Below are 20504 nucleotides of genomic sequence, written 5' to 3'. Positions count from 1 at the left end.
ACCGTACTGCGCGGAGCGCGCGGGCGCGCGGGCTCTGCGAGGATGCTCAGCCCTGGTCGGTCTGCGGCAGGCGCGGGTTCGTGGGAAGCGCGTTGACGTCGCGGCGTGCCCCCAGGGTGCTCGCCCGCGTGACGGCGCCACCGCCGAAGCGGGAGCGGGCGCCGTCGAGGGCCTCGTCGACGCGGCGCCAGTCGGCGTCGTCGTCCCACAGCGCGAGCCCGAGCGATCCGGCGGGGCGCAGCTTCTCGCCGCGGACGCCGATGAGCCGCACCGGCTGCACGAGGTCGATGCGGTCGAACAGCTCGATGGCGACGTCGCCGATGCGCTGGCCGACATTCGTCGGCTCCGGGAGGGTCGCCGACCGGCTGAGCGTCGTGAAGTCGGCGAAGCGGAGCTTCAGGGCGATCGTGGACGCCTCCCAGTCGCCGTCGCGCAGGCGTGCCGCGACACGGTCGGCGAGGCGGCGCAGCTCGGTGCGCAGGACCGGGACGGCGGAGATGTCCTCGAGGAACGTCTCCTCGTGGCCGACGCTCTTCTCGACGCGGTGCGTCTCCACCTCGCGGGGGTCGAGTCCGCGGGCGAGCTGGGCGACCCGCTCCCCCATGGCCTTCCCGAGTGCGCGCTCCAGGACGGCCTGCGGCGCGTCCAGGATGTCCGAGACCAGGCGGATGCCGCGGGCCTCGAGAGCCTCAGCGGCCTTGGGCCCGACACCCCAGAGTGCGCGCACCGACCGCGCGGCCAGGAAAGCCCCCGTGTCGGCCGCGCTGACGATGAGCAGCCCGTCCGGCTTCGACAGGGTCGAGGCGATCTTCGCGACGTGCTTGGTCGCGGCGACGCCGATGCTGCAGGTGAGCCCGGTCTGCTCCTTCACGCGTGCGCGCAGCATGCGCGCGATCTCCCCGGGGGATCCCCACAGCCGCCGCGCCCCGCTCACGTCGAGGAAGGCCTCATCGATGGACAGCGGCTCGACGAGCGGCGTCACCTCGTGGAAGATCCGCATCACCGCGCGCGACAGCGCGGCATACCGGTCGAAGTGGGGCGCGACGACGATCGCGGTCGGGCACAGGCGCAGCGCCATGCCGGTCGACATCGCCGAGCGGACGCCGAAGCGACGCGCCTCGTAGGAGGCGCTGGAGACGACGCCGCGCCCCTCCGCGCCGCCGACGATGATCGGCTTGCCGGCCAGGCGCGGATCGTCGAGCACCTCGACGGACGCGTAGAACGCGTCCATGTCGACGTGCAGGATGCGGGTCCCGGTGTCGTCGGCGTCGTCGGGCGAGGCGATCCGTCCCGTCCCGTCACCGCGTCCCATACGACCATTGTCCCGGGTCCCCCGGACACCGCCAGCTCAGGACCCGGCGCGCTCCAGCACGAGCTCGCGCACGCGCGCCGCATCCGCCTGCCCGCGCATCGCCTTCATGACCGCACCGATGACGGCGCCCGCGGCCTGCACCTTGCCGTCGCGGATCTTCGCGAGGACGTCGGGCTGCGCGGCGAGGGCGTCGTCGATCGCGGCGATGAGGGCACCGTCGTCGGACACGACGGCGAGTCCCCGCGCGTCGACGACCTCCTGGGGCGAGCCTTCACCCGCGATGACGCCCTCGAGCACCTGGCGCGCGAGCTTGTCGGTGAGGGTGCCGGCGTCGACGAGCTTCTGCACGGCGGCGACGGCCTGCGGCTCGACGAGCGCGCTCGCCTCGACGCCCTGCGCGTTGGCGACGCGGGTGATCTCGCCCGTCCACCACTTGCGGGCGGCGGCCGGTGCGGCTCCCGCGGCGACGGTCTGCTCGACTTCGGCGAGGAGGCCGCCGTTGACGACGTCCTGGAACTCCAGGTCGGTGAAGCCCCAGTCGGCCTTCAACCGGCGCCGACGGATGGCCGGCGGCTCGGGCAGCGCGGCGCGGAGCTTCTCGATCAGCTCGGCGGAGGGCTCCACGGGAAGCAGGTCGGGTTCCGGGAAGTACCGGTAGTCGTCGGCATCCGACTTGGGGCGACCGGGCGAGGTCGTCCCCGTGTCCTCGTGCCAGTGCCGCGTCTCCTGCGTGATCGTGCCGCCGGCGGCGAGGATCGCCGCCTGACGCTGGATCTCGTAGCGGACGGCCCGCTCGACCGAGCGCATCGAGTTGACGTTCTTCGTCTCGGTGCGGGTGCCGAGCTTCTCCTGGCCGCGTGGGCGGAGGGAGACGTTGGCGTCGCAGCGGAGGTTCCCGCGCTCCATGCGCGCCTCCGAGATGCCCAGCGAGATCACGATGTCGCGGATCGCGGCGACGTACGCCTTCGCGATCTCCGGCGCGCGGTGCTCGGCCCCGAAGATCGGCTTCGTGACGATCTCCACGAGCGGCACGCCGGCGCGGTTGTAGTCCACGAGCGAGTACTCGGCCCCCTGGATGCGGCCGGTCGCACCGCCCATGTGGGTGAGCTTGCCGGCGTCCTCCTCCATGTGGGCGCGCTCGATCGGGACGGTCACGAGGGTGCCGTCGCCGAGCTCGATCTCGACGGAGCCCTCGAAGGCGATGGGCTCGTCGTACTGCGAGATCTGGTAGTTCTTGCCCAGGTCGGGGTAGAAGTAGTTCTTCCGCGCGAACCGGCTGGACGGCGCGATGGAGCAGCCGAGGGCGAGGCCCAGGCTGATCGAGTAGCGCACGGCGGTCTCGTTGACGACCGGCAGCGAGCCCGGGAGCCCCATGTCGACGGGTGCGACGAGCGTGTTCGGTCCCGCCTCGTGGTTCGCCGAGTTGGCCGGGTTGGCGGCCGAGGAGAACATCTTCGTCGCGGTGTTCAGCTCGACGTGCACCTCGAAGCCGAGCACCGGCTCGTACAGCTCGAGGGCCTTGTCGAAGTCGAGCAGCTTGTCCTTGGCCATCAGCGGGTTCCTCCGAGAACGGGTGCGCGGTCCAGGAGCGGTCCGCCCCAGCGGTCGACGAGCAGGGTCTCCACGGCGGCGCCGACCCGGTACAGGCGGGCGTCCTCCCGCGCGGGAGCGATGAACTGGATGCCGACCGGCAGCCCGTCCTCCTCGGCGAGGCCGGAGGGGATCGAGATGCCGGGGACGCCGGCGAGGTTCACCGGGATCGTCGTCACGTCGTTCAGGTACATCTGGATGGGGTCGTCGACCTTCTCGCCGAGCTTGAACGCCGTGGTCGGCGCGGACGGGGTGGCGATGACGTCGACCCGGGCGAACGCCTCGTCGAAGTCGCGCTGGATGAGAGTGCGGACCTTCTGTGCGCTGCCGTAGTAGGCGTCGTAGTAGCCCGCGGACAGAGCGTACGTGCCGAGGATGACGCGGCGCTTGACCTCGTCGCCGAAACCGGCGTCGCGGGTCGCGGCCATGACGTCCTCCACGGTGCCGCCGGGGACGTTCACGCGCATGCCGAAGCGCACCGAGTCGAACTTCGCGAGGTTGCTGGACGCCTCCGCCGGGAGGATGAGGTAGTACGCGGCGACGCCGTACTCGAAGTGCGGCGCGCTGACCTCGACGATCTCCGCGCCGGCGGCCTCCATGGCGGCCAGCGCCGCACGGAAGGAGGCGGAGACGCCGGGCTGGAAGCCGCTGTCCGGCAGCTCGGCGATGACGCCGACCTTGAGCCCCTTGAGGGCCTCACCGGTGGCGCCTTCGCGGGCGGCGGCGGCGAAGGAGGGCCACGCGTCGGTGAGCGACGTCGAGTCGTGCGGGTCGTGTCCGCCGATGACATCGTGCAGGAGCGCGGAGTCGAGCACCGTCCGGGAGACGGGGCCGACCTGGTCGAGGCTGGACGCCAGCGCGATCGCGCCGAACCGGCTGACGCCGCCGTACGTGGGCTTCATGCCGACGGTGCCGGTGACGTGCGCGGGCTGGCGGATGGACCCGCCGGTGTCGGAGCCGAGCGCGATCGGCGCCTCGAAGGCGGCGACGGCCGCGGCGGAGCCGCCGCCGGAGCCGCCCGGGATGCGGTCGAGGTCCCACGGGTTGTGGGTGGGGCCGTATGCGGAGTGCTCCGTGGAGGAGCCCATCGCGAATTCGTCCATGTTCGTCTTGCCGAGGGGCACGAGGCCGGCGGCGCGGGCCCGTGCCACGACGGTCGCGTCGTACGGCGACATGTAGCCCTCGAGGATCTTCGAGCCGCTCGTGGAGGGCATGTCGGTCGTCACGAGGACGTCCTTGATCGCGAGCGGGACGCCGGCGAGCCCGCCCAGCTGCTCCCCGCCGGCGCGGCGCCGGTCGATGTCGGCGGCGACGTCGAGAGCGTGGTCGCTGACGTGCAGGAAGGCGTGCACGTCGCCGTCGACGGCGGCGATCCGGTCGAGGTGCGCCTGCGTCGCCTCGACGCTGGACACCTCCCCCGCGGCCAGCTTGCCGGCAAGGTCGGCGGCGGTCAGGCGGGTGAGGTCGCTCACTGTTCTTCTCCCAGGATGGCGGTGACGCGGAAGCGGCCGTCGGCGGCATCCGGAGCGTTCTGCAGCACCTGCTCGACGGAGAGCATGTCGCCCGGCACGTCGGGACGGAACACGTTGTGCAGCCGGATGGGGTGGCTGGTCGCCGGTACCTCGGGGGTCGCGACCTCCGAGACCTTCGCGATGTTGTCGACGATGACGTCGAGCTGACCCGTGAGCCGCTCCACCTCCTCGTCGCTCAGCTGGATCCGGGCGAGGACGCCGAGGTGGCGCACGAGATCGGGGGTGATTTCAGACACCGGTCAAGTCTAGTTGCGCCGCCTGCACCGTCCTGTCCCGCCCTGTCGTAAGGTGAGGGCCGTGACGACGTACGACCCGCCTCGCCCCTGGATCGCCAGCTATGCGGAGGGGGTGCCGGCCGACCTCGGCCCGCTGGAGGGGAACCTGCTGGACATCGTCGCCGCCTCGGCGCGCGATTACCCGGACTCGCCCGCGCTGCAGTTCTTCGGCCGGACGACCTCCTACCGTCAGCTGCAGGATGCCGTCGACCGCGCGGCGGCGGGCCTGAAGGCGCTCGGTGTCGGGCCCGGTGACCGGGTCGCCCTCGTCCTGCCGAACTGCCCGCAGCACATCGTCGCGTTCTACGCGATCCTGCGCCTGGGCGCCGTCGTGGTCGAGCACAATCCGCTGTACACGCCCCGGGAGCTGCGGAAGCAGTTCGAGGACCACGGTGCGAAGACGGCGATCGTGTGGAGCAAGGTCGTGCGGACGGTGCAGGACTTCCCGGCCGACCTCGCGGTGCGCACCATCGTCACCGTCGACCTCACCCGTGCGATGCCCCTGTCGCTGCGCCTCGCCCTCACTCTGCCGATCCCGAAGGCCCGCGAATCGCGGGCGGCGCTGACCGAGCGCGTGACCGGCGCGACCGGGTGGGAGAAGCTCCTGCAGGCGACCCCGCTCCCGGCCTCCTTCCCCCAGCCGCGCACGGACGACCTCGCGATCATCCAGTACACGAGCGGTACGACCGGCACCCCCAAGGGCGCCGCCCTCACGCACCGGAACCTCCTCGCCAACGCGCGGCAGGCGCAGGCGTGGGTGCCGTCGATCCATCGCGGCGAGGGCTGCGTCGTGTACGCGGTGCTGCCCATGTTCCACGCGTACGGGCTGACGCTGTGCCTGACCTTCGCGATGTCGATGGGCGCCCGGCTCGTGCTCTTCCCGCGCTTCGATGCGGACATGGTGCTCGAGGTGACGAAGAAGCATCCGGCGACCTTCCTGCCGCTCGTCCCCCCGATCGCGGCGCGGCTGCTGGCCGTCGCCCGGGAGAAGGGCGTCTCCCTCGCCGGCACCGGCATCGCGATCTCCGGTGCGATGGCTCTGCCGCACGAGCTCGTCGTGCCGTTCGAGGAAGCCACCGGGGGCTACCTCGTGGAGGGCTACGGCCTGTCGGAGTGCTCGCCCGTCCTGATGGCGAACCCCGTCGCGGACAACCGCGTGCCGGGCACGGTCGGCCTCCCGCTCCCGGGCACCGAGTGCCGCGTCGTCGATCCGGACGAGCCGACGCGCGACGTGCCTCCCGGGCAGCCCGGGGAACTCGTCGTTCGAGGCCCCCAGGTGTTCGCCGGCTACTACGGCAAACCCGAGGAGACCGAGGCGGTGTTCGTCGACGGCTGGTTCCGCACCGGCGACATCGTCACGATCGACGAACGCGGCTTCGTGCGCATCGTCGACCGGATCAAGGAGCTCGTCATCACCGGCGGGTTCAACGTCGCGCCCACGGAGGTGGAGCAGGTGCTCCGGCAGCACCCCCGGGTCGCGGATGCCGCCGTCGTCGGGCTCCCGAACGCGACCTCCGGCGAAGAGGTGGTCGCGGCCGTCGTGCTCGACGGCGAGGGCGACGTCGACGTGGAGTCCATTCGCGAGTTCGCCCGGAGCATCCTCACGCCCTACAAGGTCCCCCGGCGGATCTTCGTCGTCGACGAGCTGCCCGTCTCGCTCATCGGCAAGGTGCTGCGCCGCCAGGTGCGCGAGTCGCTGCTGGCCCTCACCTCGGGGAGCTGACGGGCGTCAGCGCGCGCTGAACTCCCCCGGCCGCGGCTGGATCCACGACGCGTCGGCGTAGCCGTCCTCGTCGGGGAAGCGTCCGTCGCGGTCGTCGTAGGTCAACTGCAGCAGCGGCACCGAGAACTCATCGGGGCGCTGATCGAAGCGGTTGGCGGCGAAGGCGATGTGTCCCGGGTTGGGGACCGCCTCGAGACGAGAACATACCTACGACACTGGGGCGGAGTGGTTACTCGTCCTCCGCGTCGAGGGCCCCCGGGCCCTGCTCGACGAGGATCTTGAACTGCGCGGCGTCGATGATGCGGATGCCGAGCTCCTCCGCCTTGCCGAGCTTCGAGCCCGCACCGGGGCCGGCGGCGACGAAGTCGGTCTTCTTCGAGACGCTCGAGGCGGCTTTGCCGCCCGCCGCGATGATCGCCTCCTGCGCGCCCTCCCGGCTGTAGCCGTCGAGGCTGCCGGTCGCGACGACCGTGATGCCGTCCAGGACCCCGCCCGCGCTGCGGAGAGCGCCGGGGCCGGGGTGGCCGGGGATCTCCAAGCGGGCGCCGGCGGCTTCCCAGCGCTCGACGATCTCCCGGTGCCAGTCGACGTCGAACCACTCGATGAGGGAGTCGGCGATGATGCCGCCGACGCCCTCGACGGCCGCGAGCTCGTCGCGGGAGGCCGCGCGGATGGCCGCGAGCGAGCCGAACCACTGCGCCAGCGCGCGGGCGGCGACCGGGCCGACGTGCCGGATGCTGAGCGCGACGAGGAAGCGCCACAGGTCCTTCGTCTTCGCCTTCTCGAGCTCCTCGAGGAGGGTGAGGGCCTGCGCGGACGGCTGCGGGCCGGTGCGGCCCGCCTTCTTCTCGGCGGCGCTCGGGTTCCGCCGGAAGGGCGCGCGCGTCTTGACGGTGCCGTCCTCGTCCTCCTTCGGCAGCCCGGTCTCCGCGTCGCGGACGACGACCTCGATCGGCACGAGCTCGTCGAGGGTCAGCTCGAACAGCGCCGCCTCGTTCTTCAGCGGCGGGGTCTCCGGGTGGGAGGGTTGCGTGAGCGCCGCGGCGGTGACCTCGCCGAGCGCCTCGATGTCGAGGGCGCCGCGGGAGCCGACGTGCTCGACGCGGCCCCGCACCTGCGCGGGGCAGGCGCGGGTGTTGGGGCAGCGGAGGTCGATGTCGCCCTCCTTCGCGGGGGCGAGCGGGAAGCCGCACTCGGGGCAGTCCGCCGGCATGACGAACGCGCGCTCGGCCCCGTCGCGGAGCTCCACGACGGGGCCGAGCACCTCGGGGATGACGTCGCCGGCCTTGCGCAGCACGACGGTGTCGCCGATCAGGACGCCCTTGGCCTTGACGACGTCCTGGTTGTGCAGCGTCGCCTGCCGGACGACGCTGCCCGAGACGCGCGCGGGGGCCATGACGGCGTACGGCGTCGCCCGGCCCGTGCGCCCGACAGAGACGACGATGTCGAGGAGCTTCGTGTTGACCTGCTCGGGCGGGTACTTGTACGCGATGGCCCACCGCGGCGCCCGGCTCGTCGCACCGAGCTCGTCGTGCAGCGCGAGCTCGTCGACCTTCACGACGATGCCGTCGATCTCGTGCTCGACGTCGTGCCGGTGCACCCCGTAGTGCGCCACGAAAGCGAGGACCCCGTCGACGTCGTCGGCGGTGCGGAAGTACGGGCTCGTCGGCAGCCCCCACTCGGCCAGGAGGGCGTACACCTCGCTCTGCGAGGCCACGGGCGGGTCCGGCCACGCGCCGATGCCGTGCACGAAGAGGCGGAGGGAGTCCACGCGCGCCTGTCCGGCCTCGAGCTCCAGTCCGCTCTTCTTGTCGAGCTGCTGGCGCAGGCCGCCGCTCGCCGCGTTGCGGGGGTTCGCGAAGGCCGGGAACCGGCGGGCGGCGCTGCGCGAGGCCTTCTCCTCGTCCGTCCCCCGCGCGAGGGCCTCGGCGAGCACGCGATCGCGTAGCCGGGCCTGCAGGGCGTTGAGCTCGTCGAAGGCGGCGACGGGGATGAACACCTCGCCGCGCACCTCCACGATCGACGGGTGACCGGTGCCTGCCAGGCGCTGCGGGATGCCGGTGACGCGCAGCGCATTGACGGTGACGTCCTCGCCCACCCGCCCGTCCCCGCGGGTCGCCGCCGACGTCAGCACCCCGTCCTCGTACCGCAGGCTGATCGCGAGCCCGTCGATCTTGAGTTCGGTCAGCCACCGCACGGTGCGCCCGGCCGCCGACTGCGCCTTCAGGCACCAGTCGCGGAGCTCGTCCTCGCTGAAGACGTTGTCGAGACTCAGCATCCGCTCGGCATGCTCGACGGGAGCGAACATCGAGGACTCCGCGGCCCCGACCGTGAGGGTCGGGGAGTCCTGGCCCTGCAGTTCGGGGTGGAAGCGCTCCAGCTCCTCGAGCCGCCGCATCCACCCGTCGTAGGTGGCGTCGTCGACGATCTCGGCGTCGCGGCCGTAGTAGTTCTCCCGCGCTTCGATGATCAGCGTGGTCAGCCGTTCGGCTTCGGCCCGCGCTTCCTGGAGTGTTGCGGGCGTGGGGTCAGCGGCTTCCGTCACCCGGCAAGTGTATGGCGGGCTTCCGACATCAGACCGGCGCGGGGACGGCCGAGGTCGTGGTGTCGATCGTGAACTGGCCGATGACGCGCGTGCCCTCGTACAGCACCGCCGTCTGCCCGGGCGCGACCCCGTCGAAGGGGACGGCGGGCTCGACCGTGATGATGCCGTCCTCGATGCGCGCGTCCGCGTCGACGGGTTCGGCGTGCGCGCGGATCTGCACCTGGCACGCGAACGATTCGGATGCCGGAGCGCGCCCGGCCCACGTGAACCGCTCCCCCGCGATCCGCGCGGTCGCGAGCGCCTCCTTCGGCCCCACGACGACGGTGTTGCTGACCGGTCGCACCTCCAGGACGAAGCGCGGCTTGCCGTCCGGTGCCGGGACGCCCAGGGACAGTCCGCGGCGCTGACCGACCGTGTAGGCGTGGGCTCCCTCGTGCGCGCCGACGACGGCGCCCGACCGGTCGACGATGTCTCCGGCCGCGGCGCCGACCTTGTCGGCGAGCCATCCGCGCGTGTCGCCGTCCGGGATGAAGCAGATGTCGTGACTGTCCGGCTTCTGCGCGACCGACAGCCCGCGCTCGGCAGCCTCGGCGCGGACGAGCGCCTTCGACGGCGTCGTGCCGAGCGGGAAGTACGTGTGCGCGAGCTGCTCGGCCGTCAGGACACCGAGGACGTAGGACTGGTCCTTCGCGGCGTCGGAGGCGCGGTGCAGCTCCCGCCCCTCCGGTCCGTCGACGAGGAGCGCGTAGTGGCCGGTGCAGACGGCGTCGAAGCCCAGTTCCAGCGCGCGCTCCAGCAGGGCGGCGAACTTGATCTTCTCGTTGCACCGCATGCACGGGTTCGGTGTGCGTCCGGCACGGTACTCCGCCACGAAGTCGTCGATGACGTCGTCGCGGAAGCGCTCGGAGAAGTCCCACACGTAGAACGGCATGCCGAGCCGGTCGGCGGCGCGCCGCGCGTCCATCGCGTCCTCGATCGTGCAGCAGCCGCGGCTGCCGGTGCGCAGCGTCCCGCCGGCGCGGGACAGCGCCAGGTGCACGCCGACGACGTCGTGCCCCGCCTCCACGGCACGGGCGGCCGCGACGGCGGAGTCGACGCCACCGCTCATCGCCGCCAGGATCCGCATGGACTCCAGTCTACGAGCGGGCGGCTGACCGGGCGCCGGATGCGACGGCCCGCGCGTATGCGTCCGGAAGCGCGGCGACGAGCGCGTCGACGTCGGCGGCGGACGAGGTGCGGCCGAGGGTGAGGCGCAGGACCGACCGTGCCGCGCGCTCGTCGCGCCCGAGCGCCAGCACGACGTGCGAGGGCTCGGTGACCCCGGCCTGGCAGGCCGACCCGGTGGAGACGGAGATCCCGCGCTGGTCGAGGAGGAACAGCAGCGTCTCCCCCGCCGCCCCGGGGAAGTGCACATGCGCGTTGCCAGGCAGGCGCCGGTCGGGGTCGCCGAGCAGCTCCGCTTCCGGCACGGCCCGGCGGATGCCGTCGATGAGCCGGCGGCGGAGGGCGACGAGTCGCTCCGCCTCGGCGGCCCGCTCGGTGACGGAGGCCTCCAGCGCGGCGGCGAAGGCCGCCGCTCCCGCGACGTCCTGGGTTCCGGAGCGGAGGCCGCGCTGCTGCCCGCCGCCGTGGACGAGCGCCGTCGGCCGGGCGTGGCGCGACACCACGAGGGCACCGGTCCCGACGGGCGCGCCGACCTTGTGACCGGAGACGCTCAGCGCGACGAGGCCGTGCGGTGCGGCGCCCGGCCCGCGCCAGCGCCCGAACGCCACGTCGAGGTGCCCGGCGGCGCCCACGGCATCCAGATGCAGCGGCACCCCGGCCTCGGCGGCGGCCGCCGCCAGGGCGGCGGCGTCGTTGACGGTCCCGACCTCGTTGTTGGCGACGAGCGCCGTCGCAAGCGCCGCGCCGGGCAGCGCCGCCGCGAACGAGGCGGAGCCGATGGCGCCGAACGCGTCGAGGGGGACCGGGCGGATGACCGCGGACTGCGCGCTCTCCAGCCACCGCACGGCATCCCACGTCGCATGGTGCTCCCCGTCCGGGAGCACGACGGCAGCCGTGCCTTCGCCGCGCGACCACCAGAGGCCCTTGAGCGCGAGGTTGATCGCCTCCGTGCCGCCGGAGGTGAGGACGACCTCGATCGGATCGCAGTCCAGGGCGGCGGCGATCCGCTCGCGGGCATCCTCCAGGACGCGGCGGGCCTCCTGGCCGGAGCCGTGCACCGAGGAGGCGTTCCCGGTGATCTCGGTGGCCGCGAGCCATGCGGCGCGGGCTTCGGGCCGGAGCGGCGTCGTGGCCGCGTGGTCGAGGTAGACGGTCATCGCTCTCCCCTCGGCGTCACGAACGGCCTGCCGCCTAACTACTGTAGAGCGCATGGCCAGCCCGCAGCCGAGTGCTCCCGTCCTCGGCGCCCCCGAGTTCCTCTCCGCGCGCCTCGACGACCTCGGCGTCACGATGCACGACGGCGTCGGCACCCTGCGCGTCTGGTCGGGCGCCGCCGACGCCGTCGAACTCGTGCTCTTCGACGCCGTCGACCTGGACTGGATCACCGACACCCGGCCGCTCGCGCCCGTGGGCGGGGGCGTCTGGGAGGTCACGACCCCGGCGCTGCGGCCCGGCGCCCGCTACGCGATCCGCGTCGGCGGCCCCACCGGCGCGGGCAGCACGTTCAACCCCGCGACCCTCCTCCTGGAGCCGTACGCGAAGGGGCTCGCCTGGGGCGGCCTCGACGACTGGCGCGGCGTCGTCGTCGACACGTCCTTCGACTGGGGCTCGTCCCGCAAGCCCGCCACGCCCATGGACCGCACCGTCATCTACGAGGCCCACGTGAAGGGCCTCAGCAAGCGGCATCCCGGCATCCCGCCCGCGCTGCACGGCACGTATGCCGGCCTCGCGCACCCCGCCATGATCGAGCACCTCCTCTCGCTCGGCGTGACGGCCGTCGAGCTCCTTCCCGTGCACGCGTTCAGCACCGAGCCACGGCTGCTCAACCTCGGGCTGCTGAACTACTGGGGCTACAACACGCTGAACTTCTTCACACCGCACATCGGCTACGCGAGCGCGCAGAGCCGCGCCGGCGGACCGGATGCGGTGCTGCGCGAGTTCAAGGGCATGGTCAAGCTCCTGCACGAAGCCGGCCTCGAGGTCATCCTCGACGTGGTCTACAACCACACCGCGGAGCTGGAGCTGGGCGGTCCGCGGACGAGCCTGCGCGGCATCGACAACCGCGCCTACTACCGCCAGCACGACGACGGCGCCTACATCGACGTCACGGGCTGCGGCAACTCCCTCAACACCGCGACGGATGCGGCGTCCCGCCTCGTGCTCGATTCGCTGCGGTACTGGGCGAACGACGTCCAGGTGGACGGCTTCCGGTTCGACCTCGCGCCGACGCTGGGACGGGACGGCGACCATGTGTTCACTCCGGATCACCCGCTGCTGCGCGCGATCGTCGAGGATCCCCTGCTCGACGGGGTCAAGAAGATCGCCGAGCCCTGGGACGTGGGGATGGGCGGCTGGCAGACCGGCAACTTCGGCGACGGCTGGTCGGAGTGGAACGATCGATACCGCGACCGGGTGCGCAACTTCTGGCTGAGCGACGTGGACTACGCCCGCCGCGCATCCACGGCACCGGTCGGCATCGGCGGTTTCGCGCACCGGCTGGCGGGCTCGGCGAACACCTTCAGCGCCGAGCGCGGGCCCCTGGCCGGCATCAACTTCGTGACGGCGCACGACGGGTTCACGCTGCGAGACCTCGTCTCGTACGACGTCAAGCACAACATGGGCAACGGCGAGCACAACCGCGACGGCGCCGACACGAACCGCTCGTTCAACCACGGCGCGGAGGGTCCGACCGACGACCCGGCCATCCTCGCGACGCGCCGCAAGGCGATGCGGAACCTGCTCGGCACCCTCCTGCTCTCCGCGGGCGTGCCGATGATCACCGCGGGCGACGAGTTCGGGCGCACGCAGCGCGGCAACAACAACGCGTACTGCCACGATTCCGCGCTCACCTGGCTGGCGTGGGACCACGCGCCGTGGCAGGAGGACCTGTTCGCGCACGTCCAGCGGCTGCTGCAGGTGCGGCGGGAGAACCCGGCGCTGCGTCCGACGCGGTTCGCGCACGAGGAGCGGGCCGTGCCGAGCGCCTCGGTCATCGACTGGTACGACGAGCACGGCGAGACGATGTCCATCGAACGGTGGACCAACCCGGCGCACCGCACACTGCAGTACGACGCCCGCTCCACCCCCGAGCTGGAGGACCCCAACCGGATCCTCCTCATCGTCCACGGCGACGAATCGCCCATCACGGTGACGCTCCCCCGGATCCCGGGTGTGGCCCGATTCGTGCCCCTGTGGTCGAGCATGGATGAGCGCCCCGCCGACGATGGCGACCCGCTCGCACCGGGCGAGACCGTGCTGATCCCGGGCACCGCGATGCGGCTCTTCCGCGCCGAGTGAACCCGCGGCTCGCCGCCGCGGCTGTCGTCCGCAGACGCAACGGCGGTAGGTTCGATGGGTGGCCACGACGACGCGTTCCTCCGCCCCTGCCTCCGTGCGAAGCGACGGTCAGATCCCGTTGCGGCCGGCCGGCGCCGCAGCCCCGCCCGCCGACGCGGTGGCGGGGCGCATCCCCCTGAGCCTCGCCCGGCCGGGCGTTCCGGGAGGCCTGTACCGTCCGAAGGCGGTCACGGGAGAGGCGGTGCCGTTCGGCGTCACGGCCTACCGCGAGGGTCACGACATCATCGGCGTCCACGTGCGCCTCTTCGCCCCGTCCGGCGAGGAGACGCTGCACCGCCTGACGGCGCTGCACGACGGCTTCGACCGGTGGCGGACCCTCGTCGCTCCGCTCGAGCAGGGCGTCTGGCGCTTCCGCTTCGAGTCGTTCGGCGATGACTTCGCGACATGGGAGCACGCCGCCGACCTGAAGATCGCCGCCGGCGTCGACGCGCCGCTCATGCGGGAGATGGGCGCGGCGCTGTTCGACCGGGCGGCTGCCGAGAGCGCGCGGCCGGCCGCCGAACGGCGCGCCCTGGCCGCCGCATCCGCCACCCTGCGGGACACGTCCGTCGACGACGACGCGGCGCTCCTCGTCGTCCGCGACCCCACCATCGCGCGCTTCTTCGCCGACCGGCCGCTGCAGTCCCTCGTGACCGTCGGCCCCGACCTCGAGCTGCTCGTGGAGCGGGAGCGCGCCGGCGTCGGCGCCTGGTACGAGTTCTTCCCGCGCTCGGAGGGCGCGCGGCGGCTCAAGGACGGCACGATCCGCAGCGGGACGTTCCGGACGGCGGTCAAGCGCCTCCCCGCCGTCGCCGCCATGGGGTTCGAGGTCCTGTACCTGCCGCCCATCCATCCGATCGGCGAGCAGAACCGCAAGGGACCGAACAACACCCTGACCGCCGGGCCCGGCGACCCCGGCTCGCCGTGGGCCATCGGCTCCGCCGCGGGCGGCCACGACACCGTCCATCCCGACCTCGGCACCCTCGCGGACTTCCGCGCGTTCGTACGCGCGGCGCGCGCGGAGGGCCTGGAGGTCGCCCTCGACCTCGCCCTGCAGGCCGCCCCCGACCACCCGTGGGTCACGAGCCACCCGGAGTGGTTCACGACGCTCCCGGACGGCTCCATCGCGTACGCGGAGAACCCCCCGAAGAAGTACCAGGACATCTACCCGGTCAACTTCGACAACGACCCGGACGGCATCCGCGCCGAAGTGCTGCGCATCGTCCGGCACTGGATCGCCCAGGGGGTGAAGATCTTCCGCGTCGACAACCCGCACACCAAGCCCCTGCAGTTCTGGGAGTGGCTCATCCGGACCGTGAACGCGGAGGAGCCCGACGTCGTCTTCCTCGCCGAGGCCTTCACACGACCCGCCCCGCTGCAGGGGCTCGCGATGGCCGGCTTCCAGCAGAGCTACTCGTACTTCACCTGGCGGAACACGAAGGCCGAGCTGGAGGAGTTCCTCGGCTGGATCTCGGATGAGACCGCCGACTTCATGCGGCCGAACCTCTTCGTCAACACCCCCGACATCCTCACGGAGTACCTGCAGTACGGCGGCCGCCCGGCCTACAAGATCCGCGCCGCGATCGCGGCGACCGGTGCCGGGTCCTACGGCGTCTACGCCGGCTACGAGCTGTTCGAGAACGTGGCGCGGCCCGGTTCCGAGGAGAACATCGACAACGAGAAGTACGAGTACAAGCTCCGTGACTGGTCCGCTGCCGAGGCCTCCGGCGACTCCCTCGCCCCGTACCTGCGTCGGCTGAACGAGATCCGTCGCGCGCACCCGGCCGTGCGGCAGCTGCGCGGCCTCAGCATCCACTGGAGCGACGACGAGGCGATCCTCGTGTACGTCAAGCACCTCCCCGCGGCGCTGTCGCCGACCGGCGAGTCCGACACGATCATCGTCGTCGCGAACGTCGACCCGCACTCCACCCGCCAGACCACCGTCCACATCGACTCGTCCGAGTTCGGTGTCCCGCGCGGCCACGACTACGACGTCGAGGATCTGCTCACGGGGGCACGGTGGACCTGGAACCAGGACAACTTCGTCCGACTCGACGCGTTCGCCGAGCCCGTCCACATCCTCCACGTCAAGGGGCACCGATGAACCGACCGTCCGACTCCGTCCTCGACACCGTGGCGGCGGGCTCCTACTTCGCCCCGCACGACATCCTGGGGCCGCACGAGGAGGGCGACGGCTGGCTCATCCGCGCCCGCCGGCCCTTCGCGAAGACCGTGACGGCGGTCCTCGACGACGCCACCGAAGTCGAGCTCGCCCACGTCCGCAGCGGCGTGTGGGAGGGGCGCACCGCGGCCCAGCCGCACGCGTACGACCTCGTCGCCACGTACGACGGCGGACCGGACCACCGCGCCGACGACCCGTACCGGCACCTGCCGACGCTCGGCGAGCTCGACATCCACCTCATCCGGGAAGGACGTCACGAGCAGCTCTGGCAGGTGCTCGGCGCCCACGTGCGCCACTTCGCCGGCGTCGACGGGGTGTCCTTCGCCGTCTGGGCCCCCAACGCCCGTGCGGTCCGCGTCACCGGCGACTTCAACTCCTGGGACGGCGCCGGCCACGCGATGCGCTCCATGGGCTCGAGTGGGATCTGGGAGCTCTTCGTCCCCGGCCTGTCCGCCGGCACCGCCTACAAGTACGAGATCCTCACCGAGGCCGGCGCGTGGGTGCAGAAGGCCGACCCGATGGCGCAGTGGGCCGAGGTGCCCCCCGCGACCGCGTCGGTCGTGACGGAGAGCGGCTACACGTGGGCCGATGACGAGTGGATGACGGCGCGCGCGTCGCAGAGCCCGCTGGACAAGCCGATGTCGACCTACGAGGTGCACCTGGGCTCGTGGCGCCCGGGCCTCGGCTATCGGGACGCGGCCGACCCTCTCGTCGACTACGTCCTCGCGCAGGGCTTCACCCACGTCGAGTTCATGCCGCTCGCGGAGCATCCGTTCGGCGGGTCGTGGGGATACCAGGTGAGCGGCTACTACGCCCCGACGAGCCGCTTCGGCACTCCGGACGACCTCCGCTACCTCATCGACCGCCTGCATCAGGCCGGCATCGGGGTCATCATGGACTGGGTCCCCGGGCACTTCCCGAAGGACGAGTTCGCCCTCGCCCGCTTCGATGGGCGGGCGCTGTACGAGCACGCCGACCCCCGCCGCGGCGAGCACCGCGACTGGGGCACGCTGATCTTCGACTACGGCCGCAGCGAGGTCCGCAACTTCCTCGTCGCGAACGCCCTGTACTGGCTCGAGGAGTTCCACGTCGACGGTCTGCGGGTGGATGCCGTGGCATCCATGCTGTACCTCGACTACTCCCGCGAAGCCGGCGAGTGGGAGCCGAACGTGCACGGCGGCCGGGAGAACCTGGAGGCGCTCGCGTTCCTGCAGGAGGTCAACGCGACCGCCTACAAGCGCTACCCGGGCATCGCGATGATCGCCGAGGAGTCCACGAGCTTCCCCGGCGTCACCGCCCCGACGTCGCAGGGCGGCCTCGGGTTCGGCTTCAAGTGGAACATGGGCTGGATGAACGACTCGCTCGTGTACATGAAGCGCGACCCCATGTACCGATCGCACCACGAGGGCGAGCTGTCCTTCTCGTTCGTCTACGCCTTCACCGAGAACTTCGTCCTCCCGATCAGTCACGACGAGGTCGTGCACGGCAAAGGCACCCTGTTCACGAGGATGCCGGGCGACCACTGGCAGAAGCTCGCGAACATGCGCGCCTACCTCGCGTACATGTGGGGTCATCCGGGCAAGCAGCTGCTGTTCATGGGCCAGGAGTTCGGCCAGCTGTCGGAGTGGTCCGAGGGCCGGGGCCTGGACTGGTGGATCCTCGACCAGCCGCCGCACCGCCAGCTGCACGACTTCGTCGCCGCGCTGAACCGCGTATACCGCGACAATGCGCCGCTGTGGGCGCGGGACAGCGACGGGGACGCGTTCCAGCGTCTGGGCGCTCCCGCATGGAACCCGAACGTCATCGCCTTCGCGCGCCGCGACCACCACGGCAACACCGTGGCGGTCGTCTGCAACTTCTCCGGCGCCCCCATCCACGATTTCGCCCTCGACCTCCCCGAAGCCGGGGAGTGGTCGGAGCTGCTGAACTCGGACGCGCTGATCTACGGCGGCTCCGGCGTCGGCAACATGGGAACGGTGCACGCCGACGGCGCCGGCCGCGCGCACATGGTCCTGCCGCCCCTGGGCGTGCTGTGGCTCGGCCACCGGACCGCGGCCGGCGACGACGCGGTGTAGAAGACCGGTCTAGAAGAGCAGGCTGGAGAGCCGGCCCCGCGCGCGGATGACGCGGGGGTCGGCGGTGCCGATCAGGCCGAACAGCTCGAGGAGGCGCTCGCGCACGGGGGCGCGCTCGTCGCCCGGGAGCGACGCGAACAGGTCGAGCAGACGATCGAACGCGTCCTCGACGTGGCCGCCGGCCAGGTCGAGATCGGCGACCGTGAACTGGGCGGGGATGTCGGTCGGCGCGGCCGCGGCGGCGGCGCGGGCGGCCTGCAGGTCGACGCCCTGGATGCGCTCCAGGAGGCGGACCTGCCCGAGACCGGCGCGCGCGTCCTCGTCCCGCGGATTCTCCGCGAGAGCGCGCTCGTAGGCGGCGACGGCGCGCGTGTAATCGCCGGCTTCGATGGCGTCGAACGCCTCGAGATGCAGCGGCGGGAGCTGCGGCTCCTCGGCATCCGTCTCCGGCGCGTCCCCGACGGGGACGGTGCCGGTCACGCCGTGCTGAGCGGCGAGCTGGAGCAGCTGTGCGAACACCTCGCGCACCTGCTGCTCCGGGACCGCGCCCGTGAACAGGGGAACCGGCTGGCCGGCGATGAGCGCGACCACCATCGGGATCGACTGCGCCCGGAAACCCTGCGCGAGCTGCGGGTTCGCGTCGACATCGACCTTCGCGAGGACGAGCCGGCCGCCGAGCTCTGCCACGACCTTCTCGAGGATGGGGCTCAGCTGCTTGCACGGCCCGCACCACTCGGCCCAGAGGTCCACGACGACCGGGACGGAGCGGGACAGCTCCAGGACCTGCCCGAACGTCTCGTCGGTCGCGTCGAACACGAGCGACGGGACCGCGCCGGACGGCGCGCCATCGGAGGCCGCACCGGCGGCCTGGGCGGGCTGGGCTGCCCGCGCTCGGAGAGTGGACAGGTCGACGGCGCCGCGGAGGACGGCGCCGGGAGCGATGTCGCTCACTGATTCACCACCTTGGCAGAGAGGATGTTGGACGAGTAGCCCAGGAACCGGATGCTCTCGCTGGAGCTCTGGGCGGGAACGAAGAAGAAGAGCTGGTCGGCGAAGGTCGTCGTGAAGCCGGTGGCGGACTGCGTCACACCGGCGAGGGTCTTCACGATCGGGTTCGAGTCGACCTTGATGACGGCGTCGGCGTTCGTGGGGGTGACTGTGTCGCTCTCGTTGATCGTGACGGCCACGATCGCGCCGCTGTCGAGCGTTGCGAGGGCGACGGGGGCCTGCGTCCCCGCCGTGGCCGCGAACGTCAGCTTCCCGGTCTCCTGCCCCGTCTGGTTGAACTGCTCGAGCCGCCCGGCTCGGTCCCGCGCGACCTCCGCGCGGAACGTGTCGGTGTCCTCGTCGAAGAACGCGGCGAACTCACTGTCGTCGCCGTTGTTGAGGACGTCGGCGTACGCCGTGGCGATCTGATCCGGCGGGAGGACGAGGAAGGGCGAGTTGGGCTCGACGGCGGTGGCGCCGACGTAGTCGGGCGCGACGTTCATGCTGGTGTCCGCGGCGAGGTTCGCGATGTAGGTGAGCTTGTAGTCGGCCCACGCATCCTCCTGCGACATCGTCATGATCGTGGACTGCTTGTCCTGGGGGTCGTCGACGACCGCCATGAACGTCCGCGGCCAGCCGTCGAACGCCTGCGGGAGCACGAGCGAGAGCGGTCCGCTCGGGATCGGGTCGAGCGCGGGGTGGTCGGCGAGCTGGGCGCGCAGCGTGTAGTTGGTCTCGCGCTCCGCGAGGGCGGGACCCGCGAGCCTGGCCGCCGCGGCGGCGGCATCCTTCGCCTCGTCCGCTGTCGCGACCTGCTCGGCGATCCGCGTCACGATGCGCTGGGCCTGCGCCTTCGTGACGGCCGGCTGGCCCTGCCCTGCCGGGACGATGACGGTCTCGGTGGGCGTGGGGGTGGGTGTCCCGCCGAGCTGCGGCCACGCGTCGGCGGTGCAGCCGGTGAACAGCAGCGCGGAGACCGCGACGATGGGCACCGCCGCGAAGGCGCGCTTGCCCGCGGAGATCCTCCGCCGCGTCGGCGTGGCGCTGATGACGCCCTTGTCGGACCCCTCGACCGCGAGGTCGATGGGCTCGGTCTGCGCCATCGGCAGGCCCTTGCGGCGCGGGCCGCGGGAACGGCGCGCGTGGCGGAGACCGAGGATGTAGAGCACGATGCCGGCGGCCATGACGAGGCACCCGCCGACGATGAGCGGACCGGCCCACGGGGTCGTGACGCCGGTCGGCCAGGTCAGAGTGAGGCGGGACGGCGCGGGCTGCTCGCCGTCGGCCGCCACGAGCAGGCTCATCTCCTCGGGCAGCTGCAGCGACGTGACGAGCACGTCCTCCTGCTGGAACTCGTCGAGCCACAGGTCGGAGCCCGCCGGGGTGAGGGGGGCCGGTTCGGCGGTCTCCTCGCCCTCGGCCGGCTCCTCCGGCTCGGGAGCCGCGACGAACTCGGCGACCGGGTCGCCGTCGTCGTCGAGCGTCACGCGCACATGGTCGCTCGTGGCGAGCCACTGGGTCATGTCCGTCGTGCGCCCGTACGCGGCGAAGATCTCACCGTCGCCCCGCGCGCGGAGCGTCTGCGCGCCGCGGTGGCTGTTCAGGACGCCGCCGTCGACGACGATGTACGGAGCGGTCTCGTCGATCTCGATCGCGCGCGTCTCGGTCTCCGGGCCCTGGAACACGGTGCGCTGGGCGATGCCGGCACCGATCATCAGCGTGGCCAGCACGAAAGCGGCCACAGCCCACACGAAACGCACGAAACGACACCTCTCTGCCTCCG

General features: G+C 72.1%; 13 protein-coding genes. 4 read left to right on the top strand and 9 right to left on the bottom strand.

From position 1 onward, the window contains the following. Positions 1-46: 46 nt before the first annotated feature. The 4 genes from dinB to gatC are packed head-to-tail and all read right to left on the bottom strand — an operon-like array spanning position 47 to position 4670. Positions 47-1312, bottom strand: a complete 1266-nt coding sequence (dinB, locus tag BR85_RS04590; protein ID WP_028495471.1) for a DNA polymerase IV — start codon at positions 1310-1312, stop codon at positions 47-49. Between the two features lie 36 nt (positions 1313-1348). Beyond that, positions 1349-2863, bottom strand: a complete 1515-nt coding sequence (gene gatB / locus BR85_RS04585; protein ID WP_028495470.1) for an Asp-tRNA(Asn)/Glu-tRNA(Gln) amidotransferase subunit GatB — start codon at positions 2861-2863, stop codon at positions 1349-1351. Then, the gene (gene gatA / locus BR85_RS04580; RefSeq protein WP_028495469.1) at positions 2863-4374 is read right to left on the bottom strand and encodes an Asp-tRNA(Asn)/Glu-tRNA(Gln) amidotransferase subunit GatA; all 1512 of its coding nucleotides are present in this window, start codon (positions 4372-4374) and stop codon (positions 2863-2865) included. Before gatA ends, gatB begins: the two co-directional genes overlap by 1 nt. Next, a complete protein-coding gene (gene gatC / locus BR85_RS04575) occupies positions 4371-4670 on the bottom strand; it encodes an Asp-tRNA(Asn)/Glu-tRNA(Gln) amidotransferase subunit GatC (protein ID WP_028495468.1) in 300 nt (99 codons plus the stop codon). Before gatC ends, gatA begins: the two co-directional genes overlap by 4 nt. Positions 4671-4731: 61 nt before the next feature. On the opposite strand from gatC, the gene BR85_RS04570 reads away from it, so the two are divergent. Then, entirely contained in the window at positions 4732-6432 is a 1701-nt protein-coding gene (locus BR85_RS04570) for a long-chain-fatty-acid--CoA ligase (protein ID WP_028495467.1), read from the top strand. 229 nt (positions 6433-6661) lie between these two features. Here the strand turns inward: BR85_RS04570 and ligA are convergent, their stop codons facing one another. From ligA to BR85_RS04555, 3 genes are read right to left on the bottom strand one after another with little or no spacing between them, the layout of a single operon-like run. Continuing rightward, the gene (gene ligA, locus BR85_RS04565) at positions 6662-8977 is read right to left on the bottom strand and encodes an NAD-dependent DNA ligase LigA (protein ID WP_028495466.1); all 2316 of its coding nucleotides are present in this window, start codon (positions 8975-8977) and stop codon (positions 6662-6664) included. A 28-nt stretch (positions 8978-9005) separates the two neighbouring features. Further along, positions 9006-10103 carry a tRNA 2-thiouridine(34) synthase MnmA gene (gene mnmA, locus BR85_RS04560; protein ID WP_081782661.1) on the bottom strand — a complete coding sequence of 366 codons (1098 nt, stop codon included), beginning with the start codon at positions 10101-10103 and terminating at the stop codon, positions 9006-9008. A gap of 10 nt (positions 10104-10113) precedes the next feature. Beyond that, a complete protein-coding gene (locus BR85_RS04555) occupies positions 10114-11298 on the bottom strand; it encodes a cysteine desulfurase family protein (protein ID WP_028495464.1) in 1185 nt (394 codons plus the stop codon). A gap of 52 nt (positions 11299-11350) precedes the next feature. Here BR85_RS04555 and glgX point away from each other — a divergent pair, with 52 nt between their 5' ends. From glgX to glgB, 3 genes are read left to right on the top strand one after another with little or no spacing between them, the layout of a single operon-like run. Next, the gene (gene glgX, locus BR85_RS04550) at positions 11351-13438 is read left to right on the top strand and encodes a glycogen debranching protein GlgX (RefSeq protein ID WP_028495463.1); all 2088 of its coding nucleotides are present in this window, start codon (positions 11351-11353) and stop codon (positions 13436-13438) included. A gap of 58 nt (positions 13439-13496) precedes the next feature. Further along, positions 13497-15581 (top strand): alpha-1,4-glucan--maltose-1-phosphate maltosyltransferase, encoded by a 2085-nt coding sequence (locus BR85_RS04545; protein ID WP_081782660.1) that lies wholly within the window; start codon positions 13497-13499, stop codon positions 15579-15581. Continuing rightward, entirely contained in the window at positions 15578-17734 is a 2157-nt protein-coding gene (glgB, locus tag BR85_RS04540) for a 1,4-alpha-glucan branching protein GlgB (protein ID WP_028495461.1), read from the top strand. Before BR85_RS04545 ends, glgB begins: the two co-directional genes overlap by 4 nt. A 9-nt stretch (positions 17735-17743) precedes the next feature. Here the strand turns inward: glgB and BR85_RS04535 are convergent, their stop codons facing one another. Both BR85_RS04535 and BR85_RS04530 read right to left on the bottom strand, forming a co-directional pair. Beyond that, positions 17744-18685 carry a tetratricopeptide repeat protein gene (locus BR85_RS04535; RefSeq protein WP_028495460.1) on the bottom strand — a complete coding sequence of 314 codons (942 nt, stop codon included), beginning with the start codon at positions 18683-18685 and terminating at the stop codon, positions 17744-17746. Continuing rightward, positions 18682-20481, bottom strand: a complete 1800-nt coding sequence (locus BR85_RS04530; RefSeq protein ID WP_028495459.1) for a DUF8094 domain-containing protein — start codon at positions 20479-20481, stop codon at positions 18682-18684. The genes BR85_RS04535 and BR85_RS04530 overlap by 4 nt, the downstream gene beginning before the upstream one ends. Between the last annotated feature and the right edge of the window lie 23 nt (positions 20482-20504).

It is taken from the genome of Microbacterium sp. UNCCL10, assembly GCF_000746195.1.
Lineage (GTDB): Bacteria > Actinomycetota > Actinomycetes > Actinomycetales > Microbacteriaceae > Microbacterium > Microbacterium saccharophilum.
Note: the sequence above shows the minus strand (reverse complement) of the source record. Positions and strands in the feature narration are given on the sequence as shown.

Excerpts from the sequence above, each read along its gene's own strand:
- glgB (WP_028495461.1), top strand. The coding sequence starts at position 15,578 with ATGAACCGACCGTCCGACTCCGTCCTCGACACCGTGGCGGCGGGCTCC.
- glgX (WP_028495463.1), top strand. The coding sequence starts at position 11,351 with ATGGCCAGCCCGCAGCCGAGTGCTCCCGTCCTCGGCGCCCCCGAGTTC.
- gatB (WP_028495470.1), bottom strand. The coding sequence starts at position 2,863 with ATGGCCAAGGACAAGCTGCTCGACTTCGACAAGGCCCTCGAGCTGTAC.
- BR85_RS04555 (WP_028495464.1), bottom strand. The coding sequence starts at position 11,298 with ATGACCGTCTACCTCGACCACGCGGCCACGACGCCGCTCCGGCCCGAA.
- mnmA (WP_081782661.1), bottom strand. The coding sequence starts at position 10,103 with ATGCGGATCCTGGCGGCGATGAGCGGTGGCGTCGACTCCGCCGTCGCG.
- dinB (WP_028495471.1), bottom strand. The coding sequence starts at position 1,312 with ATGGGACGCGGTGACGGGACGGGACGGATCGCCTCGCCCGACGACGCC.